This window comes from Faecalibacterium sp. AF10-46 (genome assembly GCF_003604105.1).
GTDB classification, from domain to species: Bacteria; Bacillota; Clostridia; order Oscillospirales; family Ruminococcaceae; genus Faecalibacterium; species Faecalibacterium taiwanense.
Genome location: NZ_QVGY01000013.1, coordinates 1 through 23,558, shown reverse-complemented (window position 1 = coordinate 23,558; position 23,558 = coordinate 1). Strand labels below are relative to the sequence as shown.

Genomic DNA, 23,558 nt, shown 5'->3' with positions numbered 1-23,558 from the left:
TGGCAGAATGCGCTGTATACTTCTGATATGCGCGCCCGCGCGTTTAATTTAAGACCAACCAGAGGACAGGAATATGAAATTGAGAGAATGGAATGCCCGGCTGCACGGGCTTGTTGTTTTCCGCAGCCTGCTGGACGACCCCGTTGTGGCAAAGCTTGTGGACCTGACCGACCGCATGGAAGCCGGTGCGCCCGGCTATGGCCCGGTGTGCGACGCTGTGGCCCAATTTGAAGCCGCACTGTTCGAGCACACCACCAACTGGGGCAGCTACCTCAGCGCCGCTGTGCTGGAAGCCGAGACCGTCTGCGTGCGTCAGGCTGCATCGGGCACCCTTGCTCCTGCACTGCAGACTGCGCTGGACAGTGAACTGGCTTTTCTCCAGGCTCTGTGTGGCCTGACGCTGGACGAACTGCTGGCCGCTGCCGGTTCTGCCGCAGGGCAGGCGCAGGAGCTGGCTTTCCTGCCCCGGTGGGAGACCTCCGGCATCGACCTGCCTGCTGCCTACGCCCAGCGCATGAGCGAGGTGGGAAAAAAGGGCTACGGCATGTTTGCCAAGCACCATGTGTTCACGGTGAAGAACGGCCAGCTGGTGCCGGTGAAATACCCGGACCCTCAGCGCCTTTCCGAGCTGCCCGGCTACGAGAAGGAGCGCGAAAAGGTCATTGCCAACACAAAGGCCCTGCTGGCCGGGATGCCCGCCAACAATGTGCTGCTGTACGGCGATGCAGGCACCGGCAAGTCCAGTGCGGTGAAGGCCATTGCCAATGAGTTTGCACCTGAAGGCCTGCGGCTGGTGGAAGTGAAGAAGAACCAGCTCTACCAGATCCCGGATCTGATGGACAAGCTGGCCGCGAACCCGCTCAAATTCATCCTGTTCATCGACGACCTGAGCTTTACCGCCAACGACGACAACTTTGCCGCGCTCAAGGCCATTCTGGAGGGCAGCGTGGGCGGCAGAGCCAAGAACATTGCGGTATATGCCACCTCCAACCGCCGCCACCTTATTAAAGAAACACTGACCGACCGCACCGGCGACGACATCCATGAAGCCGATACCCGGCAGGAGCTGATGAGCCTTTCGGCCCGATTCGGCCTGACGGTCACTTTCCAGCGGCCGGAGAAGGCCCGGTTTGAGACCATTCTGGCCGAACTGGCAAAGCAGCACGGCATCGACATGCCGATGGATCAGCTGCTGGTCAAAGCCGAAGCCTTTGCCATCCGCGCCGGCGGCCGCAGCCCCCGCGTGGCAAAGCAGTTTATTGAGCAGTGCGAGGCGGGCGTGCAGAAGTAATTAGTTTGTCTTTATTTTAACATCAAAGTCTCTGATAAATCTTTCACAAAATGCCGAGAAGTCGTGAATTTTTTCACCTTCTCGGCATTCTTTGTCTATTTTTTATTTATCGGTAAAAAGCCTTGCATTCTATTGAAATACAGGCTATAATATGGCCAACATCAGCCAATTGATATACCAATTGAGCACTTCTGGAGGGCAACTATGGGCTTTTTAACGGGTAAGACCGCTATCATCACCGGCGCAGGCCGCGCCGTACTTTCCGATGGCAGCTGCGGCTCCATCGGCTATGGCATTGCCACCGCCTTTGCAAAAGAGGGCGCAAATCTGGTCATCACTGGCCGTAATGTAAAAAAACTGGAAGAGGCAAAAAACGAGCTGGAAGCCAAGTATGGCATCCGCGTTCTGCCGGTGCAGGCAGATGTGTGTGCAGGCACCGACAACGAAGCCACCGTGCAAAATGTCGTCAATCAGGCTGTGGATACCTTTGGTGGCATTCAAGTGCTGGTGAACAACGCACAGGCATCCGCTTCCGGCGTGCCGCTGGCAGAGCACACCACCGAGCAGTTTGATCTGGCCCTTTATTCCGGCCTGTACGCTGCATTTTACTATATGAAGGCCTGCTATCCCTATCTGGCCAAGTCCAAGGGCAGCGTGATCAACTTTGCATCCGGTGCAGGCTTATTTGGCAACTTTGGCCAGTGCGCCTACGCTGCCGCCAAGGAGGGCATCCGCGGCCTGTCCCGCGTGGCCGCTACTGAGTGGGGCAAGGATGGCATCAATGTCAACGTGATCTGCCCGCTGGCCTGGACCGCCAAGCTGGAGCAGTTCCAGCAGGCATACCCAGATGCGTTCAAAGCCAACGTCAAGATGCCGCCCATGGGCCACTACGCCAACCCCGAGACCGAGATCGGCCGGGTATGCGTGCAGCTGGCCATGCCGGACTTCAAGTATCTGTCCGGCGAGACCCTCACGCTGGAGGGCGGCATGGGTCTGCGCCCGTAATTGCTGTTCTCATTCTTCCTCATACATGCAAAAGGGGGTGTGCCGCTGGCGCAGCCCCTTTTGTGTTTAGGCCTGATTATTCGCGCACGGCGATGCACTCGATCTCCAGCTTTGCGCCCTTGGGGATGGCGGCCACCTGCACGCAGCTGCGGGCAGGGAACGGCTCAGCAAAGGCCTTGGCATACACGGCATTCACAGCGGCAAAATCGTTGATATCGGCCAGAAAAATGACAGTCTTGACCACATTTGCCATGGAAAGGCCAGCCTCGGCCAGAATGGCCCTGAGGTTTGCAAGGCTCTGTGCAGCCTGCTCTTCAACCGTATCGGCCATCTTGCCGGTAGCAGGGTCTACCGGGATCTGGCCGGAAACAAACACCATATTGCCCAGATCGATCGCCTGGCTGTAAGGGCCGATGGCTGCGGGTGCGTTGGAAGTGGAAACGACTTTCATGATAAAACGTTCCTTTCTTTTTTCTTCTATTATACTCTTTCGCTCACAAGCTGGAAACCCTCTTTTGCAAGTTCTGCACGAATCTGCTCGATCTGCTCGGCATCGCGGGTCTCAAGGGTGAGCTTGAGGAAGCAGCTGGAGATGGGCATATTGGGATCGGAGCCATCGTGCTGCACCGACACCACATTGCTGCCGCAGCGGGACACGATCTCGGCCACCTTCTTGAGCTGGCCGGGCTTGTCCTCCAGCGCAATGGTCATGTTCGCCTTGCGGCCGCTCATGACCAGACCACGGGTGATCACGCGGTTGAGGATGTTCACATCGATGTTTCCGCCGGAGACGACGCAGGCCACCTTTTTGCCCTCGACCGGCAGCTTGTGGAACAGCACTGCAGCCACCGGCACGGCTCCGGCACCCTCGGCAACCAGCTTCTGGTTCTCCATCAGCGAGAGGATGGCGGCAGCGGTCTCATCCTCGCTCACGGTCACGATGTCGTCCACATACTGCTCACAGATCTGGTAGGTCAGCTCACCGGGAGTCTTGACCTGAATGCCGTCTGCAAAGGTAGAAACGGCTTTCAGGGTCTGGTACTTATGCTCGTGCAGGCTGCGGTACATGCTGGGTGCACCCTCGGCCTGTACGCCATAGACCTTCACCTCCGGGCGCAGACTCTTGATGGCAAAGGCCACGCCGGAGATCAGGCCGCCGCCGCCCACCGGCACAACGACCGCGTCCACATCCGGCAGCTGATCTAGAATTTCCAGACCAATGGTTCCCTGCCCCGCGATGACCTGCTCATCGTCATAGGGGTGGATAAAGGTCATGCCGGTCTCTTCCTGCAGCTCCACAGCCTTGTCGTGGGCATCATCGTAGGTGCCGGGCACCAGACACACCTCTGCGCCCAGATTCTTGGTATTCTCCACCTTCATGATGGGGGCACCGTCCGGCATACAGACGATGCTCTTGATGCCGCGGCGGGTAGCAGCCAGCGCCACGCCCTGTGCGTGGTTGCCGGCAGAGCAGGCGATCACGCCCTTGGCGCTCTCCTCCTCGGAAAGCTGGCTGATCTTATAGTAAGCACCGCGCACCTTAAAGCTACCGGTGGCCTGCAGATTTTCGGTTTTCAGGTACAGCTGGCAGTCCTTGGAGAGCTTGGGTGCCTCGATGAGGTCGGTCTTGCGGGCAACATCCTTGAGCACAAAGGCTGCATGGTAGATCTTATCCAGAGTCAGCATGGTTTTCTCCCTCTATTTTTATCGTTCCCTGCTCTGCGGCTTTTCCGCCCTCAGAGCCTTTATTTCTGGCTTATTATGCATGTTTCTCAGTATAGGTTAACAAAGTTGATTTGTCAAATGAATTTCCTTCACGCCTGAAACCTAAAAAGAGAACTGCCGCAGGCATACCGCCCACAGCAGTTCTCCGTGTTTTTGTGTTTTTAACGGCCGCGTCCACCGCCGCCGCCGTGGCTGCCGCCGCCGCCCATTCCACCGAAGGAGCCGCCGCCGAAGCTGCCGCCGCCGAAGCTGCCGCCGCCGAACGAGCCGCCGCCGCGGGAGCCACCGAAGGACCCGCCGCCAAAGCCGCCGCCCATGGGAGGACGGGGCGGACGCCGGTTGTTGTTCCGGGGCGGGCGGGGCCGGTCATTGCGGGGGCCGGGGCCATAGCCCGGGCCGTATCCGGGACCGAAACCAGGGCCCGGAGGGGGCGGCGGGCCGGGACGGTGCCGGCGGGCCGAACCTGCCATGTAGCCCCATGCGAAGGGACCCCAGTTCCAGCCCACTGCATGGCCGATGGGTGCAACGAACACCCGGAACACGAACAGTACGATGATCAGCATCACCATCAGGGACATGAACAGGATCACGATACCCAGAACGATATCCCCAAAGGTGGTGGGGCCGTCGTCCGGCTGGGCATAGCTGCCATCGTCGTAGCTGCCATTGTTCAGATTTACCCCATAAACACTTGCAATGGTGTCGGCCACATTGTTGGCACAGGTGATTACTGCATCGCTGTAATCGCGGTTAACAAAATCACCTTCCATGGTCTGAGCGAGGGCACTGGCCTGACTTTCCAGCGTGGTGTTGCGGAAGCCGTCGCCGTAGGTCACGTAGTAATCGCCGTCCTCGTAGATGGGCGATTCCATCACCAGCAGGATCAGCACACCGTTGTTCTCGGAAGCCGAGCCGATGCCCCATGCGTTGAAGGCCTGTGTTGCATAATCCTCAGTGGAATAATTACCCGTATAATCTACAGTCAGTACACCGATCTGTGCCCCGTTGCAGCTTTGTTCCAGCTGGGCATTCAGGTCGATGATGGTCTGGGTAGTGCTGTCGCTCAGGATGTTGGCATCATCCACCACACATTCGTCTTTGGGCAGGTCCGGCAGGCTGGCGGCGGCAAGGGCCGCCGGGCACAGGGCCGCTGCGCCCACCACAAGGGCCAGCACCAGAGCGCTTACGCGTTTTGCAAAATTTTTCATGCGAAGGGTTCAACCTCCTTTACACCGGCAATGGCTCCCAGCACGCTGGCCGGGAAGCCGCCGGTCTCTTTCTGGTAGTCGTAAACGGCATCGTTGTATTTCAGGGTGCCGATGATGGTAGCCGCACTGTTGAACTGGCCGTACTGGCCCTGCACCGCGCCCATCTTCATGGGGTCTGCGGCCTGCTCCTGCAGCTTTGCGTAGAGCTGGTCGATCCGCGACCCCAGCACCTCGTTGGCCTGATACAGCGCATGCATCGTGCTGCCCTGATAATAGGGCAGCGAGGTGAGTGCCTGACTTTTGCCGCCGTTCTGCACGGCTTCCAGACAGGCGGTAAAATCGCTCAGCGCGCTCTGTGCGGCCTGCACCTCGGCACTGTCCGCTCCCAGCGTGCTGCTGGCGGTAGTGATGATGTTTGCCGCCGTGTTCATGCGGGTGGTCAGCTCTTCGTTGAGGTTATAGCCGTTGTCTGCCGCCACACCCACCGTGTACCATTTGCGGACTTCGTTGTACCGGCTGCGCAGCTTGGCGCTGCCAAAGCCCAAAAAGGCCGCCAGCATCACCACCACGCTCAGCGCCAGTGCAGCTGCGCGGGTGGAAAGGGCTGCGGGCAGCTTTGCTTCCAGCCCTGCCAGCTTCTGCTGCAGAGGTGTCAGCGGTACAGCCTGCTCCGGCTGCTTTTGTTCGCGGTAGCTGCCCGCGTCAAAACCGCCGGAAGTGCTGTTCTGTTTTTGCGAAAAATCTGCGTTTGCCATCTCAGCTCCGGATCTCCATCATTTTTGCTTTCAGTTCGTCCTCGATGCGGTTCAGCTCCTGCTCGGCGGCAGCGCGCTTTGCGCGGCCCTCGCTCTGGATCTTGTTCAGCTCGTCCAGCGTCTCGATCAGGCTCTTGTTGGTCTGCTGCAGGGTCTCGATGTCCACCACACCGCGCTGAGACTCCTTTGCGGTCTCGATGGTACCCATCTTCAGGGCCTCGGCGTTCTTCTTGAGCAGGTCGTTGGTCATGTCGGTCACGGCACGCTCGGCCTGCATGGCCTGCTGGCTGTGGGCCAGACCCAATGCCAGCACCATCTGGTTCTTCCACAGCGGGATGGTGTTGACGATGGTGGACTGGATCTTTTCTGCCATCATGGTGTTGTTGTTCTGCAAAAGGCGGATCTGGGGGCCCATCTGCAGGCTGATGTTGCGGGTGAGCTCCAGATCATAGAGCTTCTTTTCAAAGCGTTCGCACTGGTCGGCCAGATCACGAGCCGCCTGTGCATCCTCCGGCAGGCCGGAAGCCTTGGCCTTGTCCATGGCCTGCTGCAGCTCGTTTGCGCGCACATCGGCCAGCTTCTTTTTGCCGGCCAGGATATACATGCTCAGCTCCTTGAAGTAGGCCATGTTCAGATCATACATCTTATCCAGCATGGCGATGTCCTTGAGCAGCTGCACCTGATGGCCCTCCAGCATGGACTGGATCTTTTCCACGTTGGTCTCGGCCTTGTTGTACTTCATCTTCATGGCATCCAGCTGGTCGCCCTTCTTCTTGAAGAAGCCCAGAATGCCCTTTTTCTCCTCCTCACCGGCATCAAAGCTCTTCAGCTCACCGATCAGGCTGGTGATCATATCGCCCACTTCGCCCAGATCCTTGGTGGACACCTTGGAGAGCGCAGCCTCGGAGAAATCGCCGATCTTCTTCTGACAGGCGGAGCCGTACTGCAGCACCTGCTGGCTGTTGGTAATATCGATCTTTTCAGCAAACTGATCCACCATGGCCTGTTCTTCCGGGGTCAGGTTCACCTGCGGCTGCTCCGGTGCGGCAGCTTCCTGCTGGGCGGGTGCTGCCTTTTCCTCTTCTGCCGGGGTGGGGTCCAGCGTCAGGGTGGGTACTGCGGGTGCATCGAGGTCAAAGTTGAATGTATTATCAGCCATAAGAGATTCCTTCCTTTCCAAATACCGTTTACCTTTTTTCTTAGCTCAGGCCCTGCCCTTTGAGCATGTTCTGCAGCACCGTGATATCTGCAGAAAGGTCCATGCTCTCGGCGGCGTACAGGGCATCCAGCTGGTTTTCAAACGCCGTGGCAATGGAAGCAGCATTGTGCTCCACCTCGGTACGGATGGCTGCGGCATTCTCGCCGCGCACGCCCTGCTTTGCCAGCTTTGCATACTGCTGCAGAACGTTCACCGCATCCGGCAGGTAATAGTTTGCGAACCTGCGCACCTGCTTTGCCTTTTCCGGGTTTGCTTCCACCGCTTCCACAATGGAGCGGCCCGCCTTTTCCATGCGGGTCATGGCGGCAGAGAGCTGCGGGTCCGGCAGCTGCTCGTTGAGGGTGTGCAGGGTATCCAGTTTCTGCTGAATGTCGGTCAGCATCGCGTCCACATCCTCCACACCGGTGTGGAAAGGCACTTCGTGCTCCACCACCCGGGGCGGGCAGACCTTCTGTGCCGCACCAAAGGCCACAAATGCACCGCCCAGCGCCGCCAGCAGCGCCCACAGCTTATACACCGGCAGTACCGCGCACAATACCAAAAAGACCAGTGCCATTGCATAAAATGGCAGAACGCTGGGCTTTCTGGTGCGGATGATTTTGCTCATGTTTCTTCTCCTTGTCCGGGGCATTGCCCCTTATGTCATCCATAATACCGCACCCCGCGAAAAACGCAAGGCTTTCACGGATAATTTACAACCTGGCCATCATTTGTTGATCCACGGCAAGAGAGCCGCGCCCCAGATTTCGCGCAGCTTTTCCGGGCGGCAGGCAGCGTTTGCCGGGCTGGTGCTGGGCAGCTTTACCGCTGCAATGCCGGACACCGGCTGCAGATACTTTGTATAGATCCGGTATGCGGTGGCTCCGTTGCAGAATACTGCTTCGATGGGTGCCTTTGCCAGCAGAGCGGCAATATCATTCGGCACTGCATCCTTGATGGAAGCATCCGCTGCGCCGGTGATGGTGCAGCGTTCCAGCGTGTCCCAGAGGGCCAGCCCATGGCGCAGGATGATCTGCTTTTTGGCTTCAATGTCCTCACGGGCAGGCACCGGCTCACCGGTCAGCGCGGCCAGCACGGGCCAGAAGCGGTTCTGCGGGTGGCCGTAGTAAAAGGCCATCTCCCGGCTTTTGGGGCTGGGCCATGTGCCAAGGATCAGCGCCCGGCTGTGTTCGTTATACACCGGTTCAAAGCTCATTGTCCGCCTGCACTTTCAATTTTATCCCAAGGCGAGCCAAGGTCGCGGCCGGACGGCTCTGCTCTGGGGCCGTCGAACCACAGCTCATCGATCAGGTCGGCAAGGCCGTCCTCCCGCACATCGCCAATGATGCGGTCGGCGGCAGCCTTTGCGTCCGGCGTGCCGTTTGCCATGCAGCAGCCAAGGCCCGCTGCCTTCAGCATGGCCACATCGTTGGCAGAATCGCCTGCCGCCACGGCATCGGCCAGTGTCAGGCCCATCTTTTCGCACAGGTCGGCAAGGCCAACGCCTTTGTCCATTCCACCGCGCACGATGTCGTAGTAGCACAGGCCGTCGGCATTCTGCGCGCCTACCTGCATCCAGTGCAGGCCCAGATGGCCGTACTTTGCCGCAAAATCTGCCACGTGCTCCGGCGGCACTGCCGCAAAAGCGGCGTGGGGCATGTCGATCAGGTGGCGGTCCTGATCTTCGCCGTCCACACAGTCCAGCCCGATGCTGTTCATCTGCTGATAGCCCCTGTGCAGATATTCATACTCGCAGTAGGCGTAGCAGGCATCCCTGAAATTGAACTGCAGCGGATAGTTATAATCCTCGCAGAAATCCACCAGTGCGTACATTTCCTCAGCGGTGAGCGGGTGCTCGGCCACGATGCGGCCCTCGCGGTCCACCACACAGGCACCGTTGCAGGTGATGGCATAATCGAACCGGATGCCGCCCAGCTGGCCTTTGAGGTTGACGCACGGATACGCACGTCCGGTGCTGAGCACAAATCTGCCGCCTGCGGCCTGCAGCTTTTTGATGGCTTTTACCACCTTCTGACGCGGCTTGCCCTCGCCAAAGGGCACCAGTGTGTTGTCGTAATCGCTTGCCAGAATCTTATATTGCATTCTATTCTCCCCTATGGAACTGAGTTTTGTACCAGTATACCATACTTTTTTAAAATTGGGGTGCATTTGGGCATAAAAATAAGGCTACTGCACAGAATTCCATGCAATAGCCTTATTTTGTTTCACGATGCCGTTTTCTTTGCAGCTTCTTCTCGGGATCACGCAAACACGGCCACGACCACCTGCATTGCCACGCCGAGGAATGCGCCTGCACCCCATGTCAGGCCGGTGATGAACAGGTTCTGCTTCCACGAAGGATTGGTGCGCCACAGCACCGCAAGGCCCACGCCTGCACCGGTGCAAAGGCCCGCTACCAGACTGGAAAAGCGCAGAGCACCTTCCACATACAGCTGGGTCAGCAGCACGCTGGCGGCGCAGTTGGGGATCAGGCCCACCAGCGCAGCCACTACCGGCTGGAAGAAGCCCATGCTGCCCAGAAGGTCTGCAAACACATCTTCGCCCACGCCTTCCACGATCAGGCCGAACACCAGACTGAACGCCAAAATGAACACAAAAATCTCCAGCGTGTGGCGCAGGGCCGCTTTCCAGATGGGGGCGGGCTTGCCCTCTTCGTCGTTGTGCTCCTCGTGACAGTCCACCTCGTCGGCATGGCCGGTGTAGCCGCCGCGCAGCGATTTGGGCAGCACGCCGCGCAGCACAAAATCCAGCACAAAGCCCACCACAATGGCGTATACCACCTTGATGACCATGAGCACAGCCAGCTTATCCCAGTAGGCCGGCATGGATACCAGCAGCGGGATGGCTTCGTCGCTGGTGGCAAGGTAGACGGCCATCAGGGTGCCCAGCGTGATGACGCGGGAGGAGTAGAAGTTGGACGCAATGGCCGAAAAGCCACACTGCGGCACACAGCCCAGCACCGCGCCCGGAATCGCGCCCCAGCGCCCGCCGCCTGCCAGCAGTGCTTCAATGCGCTCACCGTGGCGGGTCTCGATATACTCGATCAGAAGATAAGCCAGAAACAGGAAGGGCAGCATCTTGGCGGTATCCACCAGAGATTCGCCCAGAACATCCAGAAACAGTTCCATATACACTCCTAAAAACGACCGTTCGTCGCTTCATTTTAGTAAATTGCAAATTGGTTGCATTTTGAACAGGGATGATTATACACGATATTCTCTCCAATTGCAATACCAAATTGCAAATTGATTGCAAATTTATATTATAGAGCGCTGCAGCGCGTAAAAAGCGCGATCTTAAATGGTCTCCGCTGATGCTCTGACCATTTTCAGCGGAATTATTATTTTATTTCGCAATTCTGGAAAATCTGCGGATTTTCCAGAATTGCCTTTTCACGGGAGGAGTCATAACCGAAAGCGGAAGCTGCCGCGCTGGTTTCCTGTGGAAACATTCGCGCGGCGGAGTTAACGTTCTGCTTGTTTTCAGCGGGCTGAACCCTCTCAGGAGCTGGCACGCCGCAGGCGTGACCGAGAGGGTTCTGCCCGCAAGCACAAGCCTTTCCTCCACGACCCCCGCCCATGAAAATGGGGTCCAGAAACACCCGCAGGCGTTTCTGGACCCCAAAATCAAAAATATAATTTCCTTAGCTTATGCGCAAAGCAACGCGGAGCGCATTCAAAATCGTCCCACACAGCAGGAGTCTGCCTTTTGTTTTACCCCTTCATTGGTACAAAGCCCACAAGGTCTTTTACCACCTCGCCGCCGATGATCAGGCCAGCCACCGAGGGTACAAAGGCATTGGAACCCGGCACCGAACGGCGCTGGGTGCACTTGCGCTGGGTGCCCGGAGGGCAGATGCAGTGATACTTGCAGCTGATGGCGTCATCCTCGATGGGGGTCATGGCAGGCTCCTTGGAGTAGACCACCTTCAGGTGCTTGATCCTGCGCTTGCGGCACTCGGTACGCATCACCTTGGCCAGCGGGCAGACCGAGGTCTTGTAGATATCGGTCACTTCAAAGCGGGTCGGGTCCATCTTGTTGCCTGCGCCCATGGAGCAGATAATGGGAGTGCCTGCCTCCTTGCACTTCATCACCAGCGCCAGCTTGCCGGTAACGGTGTCAATGGCATCCACCACATAGTCGTACTGGGTAAAGTCGAACTGGTCCTGTGTTTCCGGGCCAAAGAAGCACCGGTGGGTGGTCACCCTGATGTCCGGGTCAATGTCGTGGATGCGCTGTGCAGCCACATCTACTTTATATTGCCCTACCGTACTGCGGGTGGCGATGATCTGGCGGTTGAGGTTGGTCAGGCAGACCTTATCATCATCGATCAGATCCAGTGCCCCCACGCCGCTGCGCGCCAGCGCTTCCACCGTGTAGCCGCCCACGCCGCCGATGCCGAACACCGCCACGCGGGAATTGTGCAGTTTTTCCATAGCTTCCGCGCCCAGCAGCAACTGCGTGCGGGAATACTGATTTTGCATTTTGTTCTCCTTGTTACTTTTCCACTCTCGTAATGGTGCCGCCGCCCAGCACGGTGTCGCCCTGATACAGCACCACGGCCTGACCGGGCGTAGGGGCGCGCTGGGGCTGGTCAAATTCCAGCCGGAAGCCGCACTCCGCCGGGTAGACGGTGGCGGCCTGCTCCACCTGATGGTACCGGGTGCGGGCTGTGACCCGCAGCGGCCCGGTCAGCTCCGGAATGGCGATCCAGTTCACCTCGTCCGCATACACGATGCGGTCGAACAGCATCTCCTCCGGCCCTACCGTGACGGTGTTTGCCTGCATGTCCTTGCCGCAGACGTACACAGGTGCCCCCATGGCAAGGCCCAGCCCCTTGCGCTGGCCGATGGTGTACCGCACCGCGCCGTTGTGGGTGCCCACCACCCTGCCGCTCTCATCCAGAAAATCACCTGCCGGGTAGTGTTTGCCGGTGAAGTCCTCCATAAAGCGGGCATAGTCGCCATCCGGCACGAAGCAGATGTCCTGACTGTCGTGCTTGCGGGCATTGACAAATTTGTGCTGCTCCGCGATCTCGCGCACCTCAGTCTTGTGCAGGCCGCCCAGCGGCAGACGGATATGCGCCAGCTGCTCCTGAGTGAGGTTGTAGAGCACGTAGCTCTGGTCTTTGCCCTCGTCCAGCCCCTTTTTGAGCAGGAAACGGCCGGTGGCCTCGTCCTGCTCCACCCGGGCATAGTGGCCCGTGACCACATACTCCATGCCGTGTGCCCGGGCCCAGTCCAGCAGATGGCGGAACTTCATATATTTATTGCAGTCGATGCAGGGGTTCGGCGTGCCGCCCGCCTCATACACGCGGACGAATTTTTCAATGATCTGTTCCCGGAAGTCGGCCGTGAAATCCAGCACCTCGTACGGGATATCCATGGCATACGCCACCTCTGCCGCGTCCTCGATGTCCTTTTCCGAGCAGCAGGTGTGAAAGCCGGACTGTCCCAGCGTTTCGTTGCGGGTGAGCCGCATGGTGATGCCGGTGCAGTCATAGCCTGCCTGCTGCATGAGCCATGCCGCCACCGAGCTGTCCACGCCGCCGCTCATGGCAATGAGGGCACGCGGCTTTGAATCAGGGGTCTGTGTGGTCATAAGTTCTCCTTCGGTGCATTCAACACACTAAAACAGTAGTATAATAGTAACTCTGAAAAAAGAGCTTGTCAAGACGCAGCGAGCTGCTGCACTGCGGCCAGCAGGGCTTGCCGCTCGTTGGGATATTCTTCCCGGATCACACCGTCCAGCAGCGCTTCCAGCACTTTGCGGATGCCCGGCCCCGCCGGAACGCCTGCCGCCATCAGGTCGCGGCCATTCACAGCCAGCTGGCTGACGCGGCAGCATACGCCGTCCGCGTCCAATTGTTCGGCCAATTCGGAAAGTGCAGCAAAATCAGCCGCATGTTCCGGCTGCAGGGCTGTGCCCAGTGCAGCAATGCGCTGCACGGTACACAAGTTATATCTGCCCAGTAGTCGGCGGGCGTAGATGGTAAAGCCGGGTGTGACGGTAGTTTCTCTGAGGACCGTCCGCTGGGGTGGGACCCTGTTGCCGAAGGCAATAGGGCGGGCGATGGAATGGCCCGAATCGTGTCCGAAGAGAAAGCTACCGTCACACCCTCTGGCTTCCCGCACCAGCACCGCCGCCTCTTCCATCAAGGCGTTGGAGCAGCGCAGGCGCTTGAGGGTGCGGCGGATGCCGTCCTCGCCAAGGCTCAGCAGCAGCGCCGCCAGACGGACGGGCAGGTTTTCTGCACCCGCCGGGCAGGCATCCACCACCGGCTTTGCCGCCGCCAGTGCCTCCGGTGAAAGCTCGGGTAAAACAACACTGAGTATTTTTTCGTTAAGATATGCCGCAGGGGCGGGTGCGCTCAGCAGTTTTGCAAGCTCTTCCTCGATACGCTCCACCGATACACAGTCCAGATGGGCGCACAGCTCCTGTGCTGCCTGCGCCGTGGGCGGGTCGATGGCAAAGCCGAACCGGGCTGCGAACCGGTACAGCCGCAGGATGCGCAGCGCGTCCTCGGTGAACCGCTGGCGGGGCACACCCACCGCCCGTACGATGCCGCTTTGCAGGTCGGCCTGCCCGCCAAAGGGGTCCACAAGGCCTTCCTTTTCATTGTAGGCCATGGCGTTGATGGTAAGATCCCGCCGGGCCAGATCCTCCCGCACATCCGGCACAAAGTGCACCTCGTCCGGGTGGCGGCCATCCGTGTAGGTGCCTTCTGTACGGAAGGTGGTGATCTCGTAAAGGGCACCGCTCTGCTTCACCGTTACCGTGCCGTGCTGCAGGCCGGTGGGGATGCACCGCTGCGCGCCGAACAGCTCCATCACCTGCTGCGGCAGAGCACTGGTGCACAGGTCCCAGTCGTGCGGTGTAAGGCCCAGCAGACTGTCCCGCACGCAGCCGCCCACCACGTAGGCCGCATAGCCCGCCCTGTGCAGGGTGTCCAGCAGCTCTGCCGCACCCTCGTCCATCCGGATGGTCATGGCTGTGCCTCCTCGTACTGCAGGGTGATGCTTTTGCCGTCAAAGCCGCACTCCGCCGCCGGGAAGATGCTCTGTGCCTGCGCGGCATATTCCTCCGGGTCGGTGATCATGGGGGAATAATGGGTCAGCCAAAGCCGCTTTGCTCTCGCCTGCGCAGCAAGGGCCGCGCTCTGCCCAAAGGTGCTGTGCCCCCACTGACGGGCCTGGTCTTCCTGCTCCGGAAGGGCATAGGTGGCATCGCATATCAGCAGGTCTGCGTCATGCGCCGCCTGCAAATAATACGGGCAGGAGGCCGTATCGCCGGAAAATACCACGCTCAACCCCTTGCGCGGTGCGCCCAGCACCTGCGCAGGCTGCACCGTTCTGCCCTCCACGGCAACGCTCTGCCCTTTCTGCAGCAGCTTCCATTGCTGCACCGGCACCCCCAGCGCCCGGGCCTGCTCCGGCGAAAATTTGCCTGCACGGGGCAGCTCCAGCCGGTAGCCAAGGCTTTTTACCCGGTGCTTTGTGGCAAACGGCACCAGCCGCGCACCGGCAGGCCAGCCCTCGCTCAGCGCATCCAGCGCCAGCGGCTGGCCCGGCATAAGCACCTGCGGCTTCACCGGATAGGGCAGCGGGCCGGTCAGTGCCCGCACAGCCGCCCAGATATCCGGCAGGCCCTCCGGACCCAGCAGCACAAGCGGCCTTATGCGGCCCTGCGCCCCCAGAGTCTGCAAAAGGCCCGGCAGACCAAAGATGTGGTCGCCATGGTAGTGGGTCAGGCAGATGGCATCTGCCCGCATCAGGTTCACGCCTGCCCGGTGTGCCGCTGCCTGCGTGCCCTCGCCGCAGTCCCATAGCAGGCCGTGGCCACCGCAGGCAGCAAACGCCGCCGAGAGTGCCCGATCCGGCAGCGGCATGGTAGCCGCAGTGCCCAGCAGTGTAATGGTCAGCATAAAATCGTTCTCCCTGCACAGTAGATTTCGATATTTTATTGTACCACAGCCCAGCACGTTGCACAATCACTGCTGGCCGCGCATAGCATGGGCCAGCACAGCAAAAAGGAGGGCGTGGCAGGATGCGGCACAAAAAGGGCAGTTCGTTTTCCGGCAGATACCGCCGCAGCGGTCGGTTTTTGCGCTGGCTTGTGCTTGCCGCGTTGATCCTGCTTGTGCTGGCGTGCTGCTACGGGTGTGCGGTGCAGAAGCTGGTGTATTCTTCCCGCGGGACCATGATCTTTCTGCCCAGCGGGTTTTGAAAAAATGGGAGCATCCTGCTGCACAGAACGCTCCCATTTTTCTTTTTATTTTCCATCCGAATAGGGCAGCTGACCGGTCAGGGTCAGCGTTTCGGCAAGTTCGTCCTCCGAGCGGAACCGCCACGCCGCCGCTCCCACGGCCACATAGCAGGCATCGGCACGACCCTCCGGTGTAACGGCAAGGATCATCGTTTCACCGTCGCCCACCGCCGTTACCATGCCATCCGCACTCACAGTTGCCACGTCCGGATTGCTGCTGAGCCATGTCATCGTTCCGTTTTTGGCGCCTGCAGCCTGCGCGGTCAGCTTCTGACTGGCTCCCACTGCCTGCAGCAGCATGGCGTTTTTGCTCATCTGCACCCGTCCGATCTCCGATGTGACCGTTACCGTGCAGCGCAGCACCTGCCCGGCTGTGGTCAGTGCGCTGATGACGGCCTTGCCGGACCCCTGCGCCTTTACGGTGCCGTTTGTGCTTACCGATGCCACCGCCGGGTTGCTGCTGACCCACTGCCGCACATAGGTGAACCCGCCTTTGTTCTGTTCCAGCTTCAGCTGCTTCGTCGGGGCAGGCTCCTGCTCTGTAATGGTAAGCGCCAGCTCGCTGGTGTTCAGCAGCAGGCGGCTGGCTGTGCTTTTGCGCACCGTGATGGTACAGGTGGTCTTTTCTCCGCGCTCATTGCGAGCCGTGACGGCCGCAGTGCCCTCGGCATGGCCGGTCACCTTGCCGGTGCCGTCCACCGATGCCACTGCCGGATCACTGGAAGTCCAGATCAGAAAGAAGTAGTCGTTGGGTGCCTGCACATTCAGGTAGGCCACCGGGGCCGGGTCTCCTTCGGTGATATCCAGCGTCAGTTCGGCAGTGTCCAATGTCATGCCGCTGTCCGGCAGCGGCTGCTCCTGCGCAGCATAGGCCGACAATGCCCCGGCTGCAAACAGTTCTGCGCACAGCACCACTGCACAAACACACGCTTTGAACCCCTGCTTCATGGGCTTTGCCCTCCCCGCCTGCTTTGCTGCAAGATCCTTTAAATATTCCTGTCTCCGTATTATTTTACACGCAGTGCAAAACCGGGTCAAGTTTTTTGCCCATTCTGCCGGGCAGCTGAGCCTTATTTTGTGGAGAATAATAAAATCCGCTTTTCAATTTTGTACAAAACGCCGCCGCACCCGGCAAACCGGATGCGGCGGCGCTGTTCTGCTTTTGAATTTTCAGCTTAGTAGTTAATCTTTTTCAGCTCAAAGTAGCTCTGCGGATGTGCGCACACCGGGCACTTGAGCGGTGCGGACTTGCCGATATAGGTGTAGCCGCAGTTCCGGCACTGCCATACCTGCTGCTCCTCGCGGGCAAAGACCTTGTTGTTTTTCAGGTTTTCGGCCAGCGCACGGTAGCGCTCCTCGTGCTCCTTCTCGATCTGTGCCACCATGGTGAACAGTGCTGCGATCTGAGGGAAGCCCTCTTCTTTGGCCTCCTTGGCCATGCGGGGGTACATCTCGGTCCACTCGTCGTGCTCACCGCCTGCTGCCATGTCCAGACAAGTCAGGGTATCGGGGATCGCGCCGCCGCACAGCAGCTTGAACCAGATCTTTGCGTGCTCCTTCTCATTGCCGGCGGTCTCCTCAAAGATCGCGGCCAGCTGCTCGTAGCCTTCTTTTTTTGCCATGCTGGCAAAGAAGGTGTACTTGTTGCGTGCCTGGCTCTCGCCTGCAAACGCTTCCATCAGATTTTTCTCGGTTTTGGTACCCTTCAGTTCCATGATGCTCTCCTTTCAAAAACGGATCTTCTGTCAGGATCGACCGATCCCGGCTCTATCATTCAGCCCGGCGGTAATTTTTTCGCCTGCGGCTCAGGTTCTGAACAGAGTATACCATATTTTTTGACGGAAATCAAGAATAATTCCTATTTATTCTGAGAATATTTCTCAGTTATGCTGCTTCAGTGCACACACAGCAATGCTCAGGGCGCTCCACGCTGCCTGATACATCAGCACCGTTGCCACCGAAAGCTCCCAGATGCTGCCTGCACTGGTGAGCAGCGCTGCAATGATAATGGAGAACAGCACCGAGACCATCTGTACCGTGGTGGCACTGCTCTCGGCGTTCTGGGCCTGATCCGCAGCCTGCAGACCGCCGGTCAGGCTGGCAAACGCCTTGAGATGGATCATGCAGCAGGTGTCCTCCGGGTCTGCCGGTGCAGCCTTGATGGCGTTGCACTGCTCCTGATCCAGCACGGTGATCATGCCTTCCGGCAGGCGGTATGCTTCGGTAATGTGGTGTGCCGTCAGACTGGGGTCCTGGCATGTGACCAGCAGGCGGATGTTCTCCTTTTGCAGCACGGCAAGGCTGCGGGCCACATTGCGCCCGCCCACATATTTCAGCACGAACATAGCGTGCAGATTGCCGGACACAGCCAGATACAAAATTTGCAGCTCGCCGTTCTTCGAGTGCTGCATCTCGTATTCCTCGTCCGGCAGCGGCACGCCCTCCTGCTCCAGATAGCGGCGGGTACCCATGAGGATGCGGTTGTTATCGCACCAGGCGGAAAAGCCCAGCCCATGGTGCTGCTCCAGATCCTTGACCGGGAACAGGATGTCTGTGCGTTCCTCAACGATCTGGCGGAACAGCCCCTTCAGGGTGCCGTGGCTCTCGTTCAACACGCTGGCCGCGTACAGGATGGCGCGGTCAATGCGGCCGCCCTTGAAGATGCGGATATCCTCCAGCTGTGCGCTGTCGGCGGTGAACAGGTCGTCTGCATCGATCTGCAGCGTATCAATGCCGCCCAGCTGCTCAATGGCCTGCCAACCGGGCACGACTGCGCCCACAGCCGCAGCCGCACGCTGCAGCCGTAGCGAGGCAACGCCCGCGATCAGGGTAGAAGAAAGCGGTGCGCCCATGCACAGCACAGCGGCCATGGCAGCCGCAGCTTTGTTCCAGCCGGCACCTGCCAGCAGGAACAGCACACCGCTGAGCAGGGCAACGCCCAGCAGGATGTACGAAACTTTGCGTGCACGGCGCTCGCTTGCGCGCTCGCTCAAGCTCTGCTCCACAAAGCCGTCAGCTTCCTTCATCGGGCGGCTCAGCAGCACCCAGGGGTCCTTCTGTTCCAGATCCCGTGCAAGGGCGCGCAGCAGGTCTTTATCCTTGGCGCGGTAGGCGCCCTCGAACTCCACACCATTGGTCACCAGCTCATAGCCGCCCTTGACAGCAGCCAGCATCACCCGGCTGCCCAGCAGCGCAAGGAACAGCCCCAGCGCGGCCATGCCGCTGAGCAGCGAGATGCCGGTGGTGCCGCGGTAAACATTTGCGTTCAGCATGGCTGTGACCGCCTGCACCAGCGCTGCCACTGCGGCCAGCGCCGGCATCGTCTCGGAAGAAGGCCGTCCGCGCAGGCCGTTTAGGCCGTCGCGCAGCACCGGGAAGCCAACGCACAGGCTTGCTGCCAGCAACAGCAGGTTTGCACCATAGAATGCCGCCGGGGCAGCATCCGGGTCCAGCGCCGCCATGGCGGGCAGCAGCCCATCCGACACCAAACAAAAATGCAGCAGCACCACAGCCAGAATGCCACCCAGCACGCAGCGCAGCGTCAGCTCTGCACTCATGCGGTGCAGCTTATCCGCCGTAGCCTCCGGCTCGGTCAGCTCCGTTTCGGCATGTTCCTCCGGAGACACCGCGTCCTCCGCCTCAGCTTTCAGTTCCGGCTGTGGCTCAGCGGGTGCCTTCTCCGGTGCCTGCTGCGGCCCTTCACCGTCCAGCAGCAGCAGCGGCAGGCTCATGGTGTCCTCTTTTGCGGCAGGCTCCTCTGCCGGGGCCAAAGGTGCCTGCGGTGCGTCCTCGCTCTGCGCCTTGCCAAAGAAATCGACCACCGGCTGCTTTTCCGGCTGCGGCACAGGTTCCGGCTGCAGCTCCGGTGCCGTCTCCTTTACCGCTGCAAACACAGCCGCGGGCAGCGGTGCACCGGACGGTTTCTTTTTGCTCTCAGCCGGTTCAGTTTCTGCTGCCGGGGCTGCTTCGGCTCTCGGTGCAGGCTTTTCCGGCTTCTGGTCGCTCAGGCCGTTGATCATCGCCTTGAGCTGTGCCATCTCCTGCTGCTCCTGCTCTTCCTGCGGCAGCAGCACCTCCGGCGCATTCTTGGGGTGCCGGGGAGGCTTTGCCGTGCTGTGCTGCTCTGCGGGTCTTGCCGCCGGGACAGCGCTCTGCCGGGGTGTTTCCGGCTTCACTGCCGCCGGGGGTTCCGCCGTTTGCGGTGCAGATTTTTTCTCCGGCTTTTTGGCGGGTGCTTCCGGCTGTGCATCCTCTGCTTCCTTCTCCAGAAAAGGCCACGGGGCCAGTTCCTGTTCCGGGTCTGCCTCCGGCTTCAGCATCAGTTCCAGATCCGCTTCCGGTTCCGGCTGCGCATCCTCACCCAGCCGCACCTCACCGGTGGGCATTTCCTGCAGCTGCTCTTCTGCAGCTTCGTCTGCCTCCTGCTTTGCCTTACCACGGCCAAACAGGCCAAACCGTTTCTCCGGCTTTTCCTCCGGCTGGTCTTCGTCCCTCCGGGTCATCTCCTCCGGGATATCCACCGCCGTGGTGCTGAAAAAGGAGCGGAACTTTTCATCCGGGGTCATTTCCCGGCCATTATTTTTATCTTTCGGCATTCTTGTCCCTCCTGTAATTCAAATTGAGGTTCCGGCCCGAATGCCGGATCATGCCTGCTGTGCTGCGCGTTGGGACTGGATCTCGTACAGAATAATGCCCGCAGCCACCGACACGTTGTAGCTGTCCACACCGGTGCCCGGTGCTGCCATATCCAGCCGCACCACGCCGTCGCACAGCTTTTTCACCAGCTGGGAAACACCGCTGCCCTCGCTGCCCAGCACCAGTGCAATGGGGCCGGTCAGGTTGTTCCTGCGCAGGGACACGCCGTCCATATCGGCGCAGTAGACAAACACGCCCTGCTCCTTCAGGCGGCGGATGGTCTCGCCGATATTGGCCACACGAGCCACCGGCAGGCGTTCTGCGGCACCTGCGCTGGACTTGATGACGGTAGGAGTGACTGATGCGCCGCCGCGCTTGGGGATCACGATGCCATGCGCACCGCACAGCAGAGCACTGCGCATCACGGCACCCAAATTGTGCGGGTCTTCAATGCCATCGCTCAGCACCAGAAAAGGTGCTTCGCCCTTGGCCTTGGCTGCTGCCATCAGGTCGTCTACCGTCACGTATTCGATCTCGCTGGCAAATGCCGCCACGCCCTGATGGCTCTCGGTGCCGGTCATCAGGCGCAGCTTGTTTGGGTGCACCCGCTTCACCGTGGCACCCGCTTCCTTTGCCAATGCGGTATAGTAAGCCGCCACGGCCGGAGCCATGCCCTCGGCAATGAGCACGGTGTCCACTCCGGAACCGCTTTTCAGCAGTTCGGTCACCGGATTTTTGCCGTAAACAAGGCTCTCGTTCTTCTGCTGCGGCTCTTCCGGGCTGCGGCGCGGACGGCGCGGCTGGTTCTTTTCTTCCATGATGATTTTCTCCTTCCGTTGTATCACCGGAAGGTGCTGTGCACACCCTCCAAAAGGCGCGCCGCACTCTGGGCCGCGCACCGGTATGGTCTGAAGATGATAACTCATCTTGAAGTATAGCATAAGCCGACCTTGTTTGCCAGCAAATTACCGTTTTTTATCCGCGTCCTGCAAAAGTTTTTCTGTTCGTGGTGCCGGAGACCGTTTCCGCTTTTTTGCAGAAATGTTCTGCCGCCCTGCATCAGCTTTACCCGGCTGCTAAGTAGATATCCCTCTGTTTTGCCGGAGAAAAAAGTTTTCCACAAAAACGCGGTATACAATCCGTAGAAGAGCGATTATTTTTCCACATGTTGAAAACCCTGTGGAGAAAGTTCAAAAGTCCAGCTTTAAAGCCTGTTTTGCCTGTGGAATTCCACACTTTCCACAAGGTTTTCCACTTTTTGGTTCGACCTTTTTTGATTTCCTGCGTACAATTTGTAGAATACAAGTCGGAAATATGACAATTTTTTGAACTGCATCCTGTCCGCTTTTGCCAAATTGCCCAATATCATTTTGACGAATGTGGATCTGTGTTGAAAATCCGTCCTTCATCAAGCTTTCTGTCTTTCGGCCGCTTGTTGCACATTATATGGAAATTTGTTGTATTCTATCGAATATACGCGCTTCTGGCAGTAACCCCCTGCACCCTGCCAGAAACAGAATCCCCGCATTGTTACAGGAAAAACACCGGTTTGGATTGATTTTGGCCGCTGTTTGGGGTATACTAATTCTGTAGGTTCGTTAAACCGTGCACAAAGCGGATATGAAACGAGCAAGACCCCAATGATTTTGTGGAGGTAATGAATAATGTTGGTAAATGCAACCGAAATGCTGATCAAAGCACGTGATGGCCACTACGGTGTGCCTCAGTTCAACATCAACAATCTGGAGTGGACCAAGTCCGTTCTGACCGCCTGCGAGGAAATGAAGAGCCCTGTGATTCTGGGTGTTTCCGAGGGTGCCGGCAAGTACATGACCGGTTTCAAGACCGTCGCTGCCATGGTCAGCGCAATGGTCGATTCCATGGGCATCACCGTTCCCGTTGCCCTGCATCTGGATCACGGCACCTATGAGGGCTGCAAGGCCTGCATCGAAGCCGGCTTCTCTTCCATCATGTTCGATGGCAGCCACTACTCCATCGAGGAGAATGTGGAAAAGACCAAGGAGCTGGTGGCTCTGGCACACGCTAAGGGCCTGAGCATTGAGGCCGAGGTCGGTTCCATCGGCGGCGTCGAGGACGGCGTTGTGGGTGCCGGCGAGATCGCAGACCCCGAGGAGTGCGCAAAGATCACCGCTCTGGGCATTGACTTCCTGGCTGCCGGCATCGGCAACATCCATGGTGTCTACCCGGCAAACTGGAAGGGTCTGGACTTCGAGGCTCTGGATCGCATCCACAAGGCCACCAATAACATTCCTCTGGTTCTGCACGGCGGCACCGGCATCCCCGACGAGATGATTGCAAAGGCAATCAGCCTGGGCGTTTCCAAGATCAACATCAACACCGAGTGCCAGCTGGTGTTTGCTGAGGCCACCCGCAAGTACATCGAAGAGGGCAAGGATCAGCAGGGCAAGGGCTTCGACCCCCGCAAGCTGCTGGCTCCCGGCGCAAAGGCCATCGAGGCCAAGTGCAAGGAGAAGATCGAGCTGTTCGGCTGCGCAGGCAAGGGCTAAGCGGAAGCTCGTATCGTAAGGGGAACTCCACCCAATAAATATGCGGCCCCGTCACGTTGAATGCTCAACGCGGCGGGGCCGCTTTTTCTACTTTTATTCAGATATGCGGTAATGTCCGACGATGTCTGTTCGTTTTTCCAGAATGTCCTGCTCGTAGGCAGTCTGCCATGGGTCATTGTGGTGAATGATATAGGGCACTCCGTTTTTATTTCGCCGGTCGGACACGATGCCGATATGTCTTTCAAAGATCACAATATCGCCGCCCTGCCATTCTTCAATTTCCGAGACATCTGTTGTCAGGGCAGCTGCCGTGTGTGAAAAAAACACCTTCAGGTTTCGTACCCGTCGGAAATCAATGTTTGCATCCGATTCTGCTACCATATAATCCTGTGGCTGCTCCCGGATATCTGCGTTCACAAGCACCTGCAGATCATATCCGGCATTTTTCAACGCGTAAGCAACTACATCGGTGCAAACGCCATAACCATCGTCAGGATAACCGGCCTTATAATAGCGGCTTTTATATTTTGGATGTGTACTCACATAGGCCAGTGCACCATTCAGAATATCCGACTGGTCATCTACCCCGTCATCATCCCGATCCACGCAGCTATGAAACTGCGGTATCCTGCCCTTATAATCATCCTCCGGCCTGATTGCCGAGGTGTGCTGGTAATGTGTCTGCACATAAAATACGATTCTGCAAAATATCAAAAGTGCTATTATTATTGCATAAGGCCTTGCTGAATCTTTGCGAGTTCCGTCCGAACGCATATTCTCACCCCTTTCTGTTCTGAGAATACCAACTTTTTCCCCATTCTGCAACCCTTTGACATATATAGCGCAACAAAAAAGCCCCGAGATTTCTCTCAGAGCTTTCTGTTCAAGTCGGCGACTACCTATTTTCACGCGCCGTTTCCAGCGAAC

22 protein-coding genes are annotated in these 23,558 nt (G+C 58.6%); 4 read left to right on the top strand and 18 right to left on the bottom strand.

What is annotated here, in order from left to right; genetic code table 11:
- Positions 1 to 73: 73 nt before the first annotated feature.
- Positions 74 to 1,291 carry an ATP-binding protein gene (locus tag DWV57_RS12580; protein WP_120020962.1) on the top strand — a complete coding sequence of 406 codons (1,218 nt, stop codon included), beginning with the start codon at positions 74 to 76 and terminating at the stop codon, positions 1,289 to 1,291.
- 204 nt (positions 1,292 to 1,495) lie between these two features.
- A complete protein-coding gene (locus tag DWV57_RS12575; RefSeq protein WP_118529104.1) occupies positions 1,496 to 2,296 on the top strand; it encodes an SDR family oxidoreductase in 801 nt (266 codons plus the stop codon).
- Positions 2,297 to 2,372: 76 nt separating this feature from the next.
- Here DWV57_RS12575 and DWV57_RS12570 read toward each other — a convergent pair whose 3' ends face one another.
- The 13 genes from DWV57_RS12570 to DWV57_RS12510 form a co-directional block, all read right to left on the bottom strand.
- Positions 2,373 to 2,747, bottom strand: a complete 375-nt coding sequence (locus DWV57_RS12570; RefSeq protein ID WP_118529102.1) for a RidA family protein — start codon at positions 2,745 to 2,747, stop codon at positions 2,373 to 2,375.
- A 29-nt stretch (positions 2,748 to 2,776) separates the two neighbouring features.
- The gene (gene ilvA, locus DWV57_RS12565) at positions 2,777 to 3,982 is read right to left on the bottom strand and encodes a threonine ammonia-lyase (protein WP_005942203.1); all 1,206 of its coding nucleotides are present in this window, start codon (positions 3,980 to 3,982) and stop codon (positions 2,777 to 2,779) included.
- 200 nt (positions 3,983 to 4,182) lie between these two features.
- Positions 4,183 to 5,229, bottom strand: coding sequence for a TPM domain-containing protein (locus DWV57_RS14685; RefSeq protein WP_120020961.1), 1,047 nt, complete (start codon positions 5,227 to 5,229; stop codon positions 4,183 to 4,185).
- Entirely contained in the window at positions 5,226 to 5,984 is a 759-nt protein-coding gene (locus tag DWV57_RS12555; RefSeq protein ID WP_120020960.1) for a LemA, read from the bottom strand. Before DWV57_RS12555 ends, DWV57_RS14685 begins: the two co-directional genes overlap by 4 nt.
- A gap of 1 nt (position 5,985) precedes the next feature.
- Complete coding sequence (locus tag DWV57_RS12550) at positions 5,986 to 7,143, bottom strand: toxic anion resistance protein (protein WP_120020959.1); 1,158 nt, start codon at positions 7,141 to 7,143, stop codon at positions 5,986 to 5,988.
- A 40-nt stretch (positions 7,144 to 7,183) separates the two neighbouring features.
- Entirely contained in the window at positions 7,184 to 7,810 is a 627-nt protein-coding gene (locus DWV57_RS12545) for a 5-bromo-4-chloroindolyl phosphate hydrolysis family protein (RefSeq protein ID WP_005941432.1), read from the bottom strand.
- Positions 7,811 to 7,909: 99 nt separating this feature from the next.
- On the bottom strand, positions 7,910 to 8,398 hold the full coding sequence (locus tag DWV57_RS12540) for a DNA-deoxyinosine glycosylase (RefSeq protein WP_120020958.1): 489 nt from the start codon (positions 8,396 to 8,398) through the stop codon (positions 7,910 to 7,912).
- Positions 8,395 to 9,285: an HAD family hydrolase gene (locus DWV57_RS12535; protein ID WP_165853705.1), complete on the bottom strand. Its 891-nt coding sequence runs from the start codon at positions 9,283 to 9,285 to the stop codon at positions 8,395 to 8,397. The genes DWV57_RS12540 and DWV57_RS12535 overlap by 4 nt, the downstream gene beginning before the upstream one ends.
- Positions 9,286 to 9,443: 158 nt before the next feature.
- Positions 9,444 to 10,331 (bottom strand): putative manganese transporter, encoded by an 888-nt coding sequence (locus tag DWV57_RS12530; protein WP_120020957.1) that lies wholly within the window; start codon positions 10,329 to 10,331, stop codon positions 9,444 to 9,446.
- A 585-nt stretch (positions 10,332 to 10,916) separates the two neighbouring features.
- Positions 10,917 to 11,687 carry a tRNA threonylcarbamoyladenosine dehydratase gene (locus DWV57_RS12525; protein ID WP_120020956.1) on the bottom strand — a complete coding sequence of 257 codons (771 nt, stop codon included), beginning with the start codon at positions 11,685 to 11,687 and terminating at the stop codon, positions 10,917 to 10,919.
- 13 nt (positions 11,688 to 11,700) lie between these two features.
- Positions 11,701 to 12,804 (bottom strand): tRNA 2-thiouridine(34) synthase MnmA, encoded by a 1,104-nt coding sequence (gene mnmA, locus DWV57_RS12520; protein ID WP_097774043.1) that lies wholly within the window; start codon positions 12,802 to 12,804, stop codon positions 11,701 to 11,703.
- Positions 12,805 to 12,872: 68 nt separating this feature from the next.
- Positions 12,873 to 14,192, bottom strand: coding sequence for a tRNA nucleotidyltransferase (locus DWV57_RS12515; protein ID WP_120020955.1), 1,320 nt, complete (start codon positions 14,190 to 14,192; stop codon positions 12,873 to 12,875).
- Positions 14,189 to 15,127, bottom strand: coding sequence for a ribonuclease Z (locus tag DWV57_RS12510; protein ID WP_118529088.1), 939 nt, complete (start codon positions 15,125 to 15,127; stop codon positions 14,189 to 14,191). The genes DWV57_RS12515 and DWV57_RS12510 overlap by 4 nt, the downstream gene beginning before the upstream one ends.
- Before the next feature lie 122 nt (positions 15,128 to 15,249).
- On the opposite strand from DWV57_RS12510, the gene DWV57_RS12505 reads away from it, so the two are divergent.
- Positions 15,250 to 15,429, top strand: a complete 180-nt coding sequence (locus DWV57_RS12505; protein ID WP_097776726.1) for a hypothetical protein — start codon at positions 15,250 to 15,252, stop codon at positions 15,427 to 15,429.
- Between the two features lie 45 nt (positions 15,430 to 15,474).
- Here the strand turns inward: DWV57_RS12505 and DWV57_RS12500 are convergent, their stop codons facing one another.
- The 4 genes from DWV57_RS12500 to rlmB all read right to left on the bottom strand — a co-directional run bounded on the left by DWV57_RS12500 (position 15,475) and on the right by rlmB (position 21,044).
- Entirely contained in the window at positions 15,475 to 16,416 is a 942-nt protein-coding gene (locus DWV57_RS12500; protein ID WP_118529086.1) for an Ig-like domain-containing protein, read from the bottom strand.
- A gap of 227 nt (positions 16,417 to 16,643) precedes the next feature.
- Positions 16,644 to 17,183 carry a rubrerythrin gene (rbr, locus tag DWV57_RS12495; protein ID WP_005941401.1) on the bottom strand — a complete coding sequence of 180 codons (540 nt, stop codon included), beginning with the start codon at positions 17,181 to 17,183 and terminating at the stop codon, positions 16,644 to 16,646.
- Between the two features lie 165 nt (positions 17,184 to 17,348).
- Positions 17,349 to 20,063: a cell envelope biogenesis protein OmpA gene (locus DWV57_RS12490; RefSeq protein ID WP_120020954.1), complete on the bottom strand. Its 2,715-nt coding sequence runs from the start codon at positions 20,061 to 20,063 to the stop codon at positions 17,349 to 17,351.
- 48 nt (positions 20,064 to 20,111) lie between these two features.
- Positions 20,112 to 21,044 (bottom strand): 23S rRNA (guanosine(2251)-2'-O)-methyltransferase RlmB, encoded by a 933-nt coding sequence (gene rlmB / locus DWV57_RS12485; protein ID WP_118529082.1) that lies wholly within the window; start codon positions 21,042 to 21,044, stop codon positions 20,112 to 20,114.
- Between the two features lie 723 nt (positions 21,045 to 21,767).
- Between rlmB and fba the strand changes: the two genes are divergently transcribed.
- Entirely contained in the window at positions 21,768 to 22,631 is an 864-nt protein-coding gene (gene fba, locus DWV57_RS12480) for a class II fructose-1,6-bisphosphate aldolase (protein WP_005941384.1), read from the top strand.
- Positions 22,632 to 22,724: 93 nt separating this feature from the next.
- On the opposite strand, the gene DWV57_RS12475 is transcribed toward fba, so the two are convergent.
- Positions 22,725 to 23,558: DUF1287 domain-containing protein (locus DWV57_RS12475; protein ID WP_347562397.1), on the bottom strand; the 834-nt coding region annotated here is incomplete at its 5' end.

Bases quoted from the DNA above. Each gene is read 5' to 3' on its own strand.
- DWV57_RS12555 (WP_120020960.1), bottom strand. From the start codon at position 5,984: ATGGCAAACGCAGATTTTTCGCAAAAACAGAACAGCACTTCCGGCGGT.
- DWV57_RS12530 (WP_120020957.1), bottom strand. From the start codon at position 10,331: ATGGAACTGTTTCTGGATGTTCTGGGCGAATCTCTGGTGGATACCGCC.
- DWV57_RS12570 (WP_118529102.1), bottom strand. From the start codon at position 2,747: ATGAAAGTCGTTTCCACTTCCAACGCACCCGCAGCCATCGGCCCTTAC.
- fba (WP_005941384.1), top strand. From the start codon at position 21,768: ATGTTGGTAAATGCAACCGAAATGCTGATCAAAGCACGTGATGGCCAC.
- DWV57_RS12490 (WP_120020954.1), bottom strand. From the start codon at position 20,063: ATGCCGAAAGATAAAAATAATGGCCGGGAAATGACCCCGGATGAAAAG.
- DWV57_RS12575 (WP_118529104.1), top strand. From the start codon at position 1,496: ATGGGCTTTTTAACGGGTAAGACCGCTATCATCACCGGCGCAGGCCGC.
- rlmB (WP_118529082.1), bottom strand. From the start codon at position 21,044: ATGCTATACTTCAAGATGAGTTATCATCTTCAGACCATACCGGTGCGC.
- DWV57_RS12540 (WP_120020958.1), bottom strand. From the start codon at position 8,398: ATGAGCTTTGAACCGGTGTATAACGAACACAGCCGGGCGCTGATCCTT.
- DWV57_RS12505 (WP_097776726.1), top strand. From the start codon at position 15,250: ATGCGGCACAAAAAGGGCAGTTCGTTTTCCGGCAGATACCGCCGCAGC.
- DWV57_RS12515 (WP_120020955.1), bottom strand. From the start codon at position 14,192: ATGACCATCCGGATGGACGAGGGTGCGGCAGAGCTGCTGGACACCCTG.
- DWV57_RS12510 (WP_118529088.1), bottom strand. From the start codon at position 15,127: ATGCTGACCATTACACTGCTGGGCACTGCGGCTACCATGCCGCTGCCG.
- DWV57_RS12580 (WP_120020962.1), top strand. From the start codon at position 74: ATGAAATTGAGAGAATGGAATGCCCGGCTGCACGGGCTTGTTGTTTTC.
- DWV57_RS12545 (WP_005941432.1), bottom strand. From the start codon at position 7,810: ATGAGCAAAATCATCCGCACCAGAAAGCCCAGCGTTCTGCCATTTTAT.
- DWV57_RS14685 (WP_120020961.1), bottom strand. From the start codon at position 5,229: ATGAAAAATTTTGCAAAACGCGTAAGCGCTCTGGTGCTGGCCCTTGTG.
- ilvA (WP_005942203.1), bottom strand. From the start codon at position 3,982: ATGCTGACTCTGGATAAGATCTACCATGCAGCCTTTGTGCTCAAGGAT.
- DWV57_RS12500 (WP_118529086.1), bottom strand. From the start codon at position 16,416: ATGAAGCAGGGGTTCAAAGCGTGTGTTTGTGCAGTGGTGCTGTGCGCA.
- rbr (WP_005941401.1), bottom strand. From the start codon at position 17,183: ATGGAACTGAAGGGTACCAAAACCGAGAAAAATCTGATGGAAGCGTTT.
- mnmA (WP_097774043.1), bottom strand. From the start codon at position 12,804: ATGACCACACAGACCCCTGATTCAAAGCCGCGTGCCCTCATTGCCATG.
- DWV57_RS12550 (WP_120020959.1), bottom strand. From the start codon at position 7,143: ATGGCTGATAATACATTCAACTTTGACCTCGATGCACCCGCAGTACCC.
- DWV57_RS12525 (WP_120020956.1), bottom strand. From the start codon at position 11,687: ATGCAAAATCAGTATTCCCGCACGCAGTTGCTGCTGGGCGCGGAAGCT.
- DWV57_RS12535 (WP_165853705.1), bottom strand. From the start codon at position 9,285: ATGCAATATAAGATTCTGGCAAGCGATTACGACAACACACTGGTGCCC.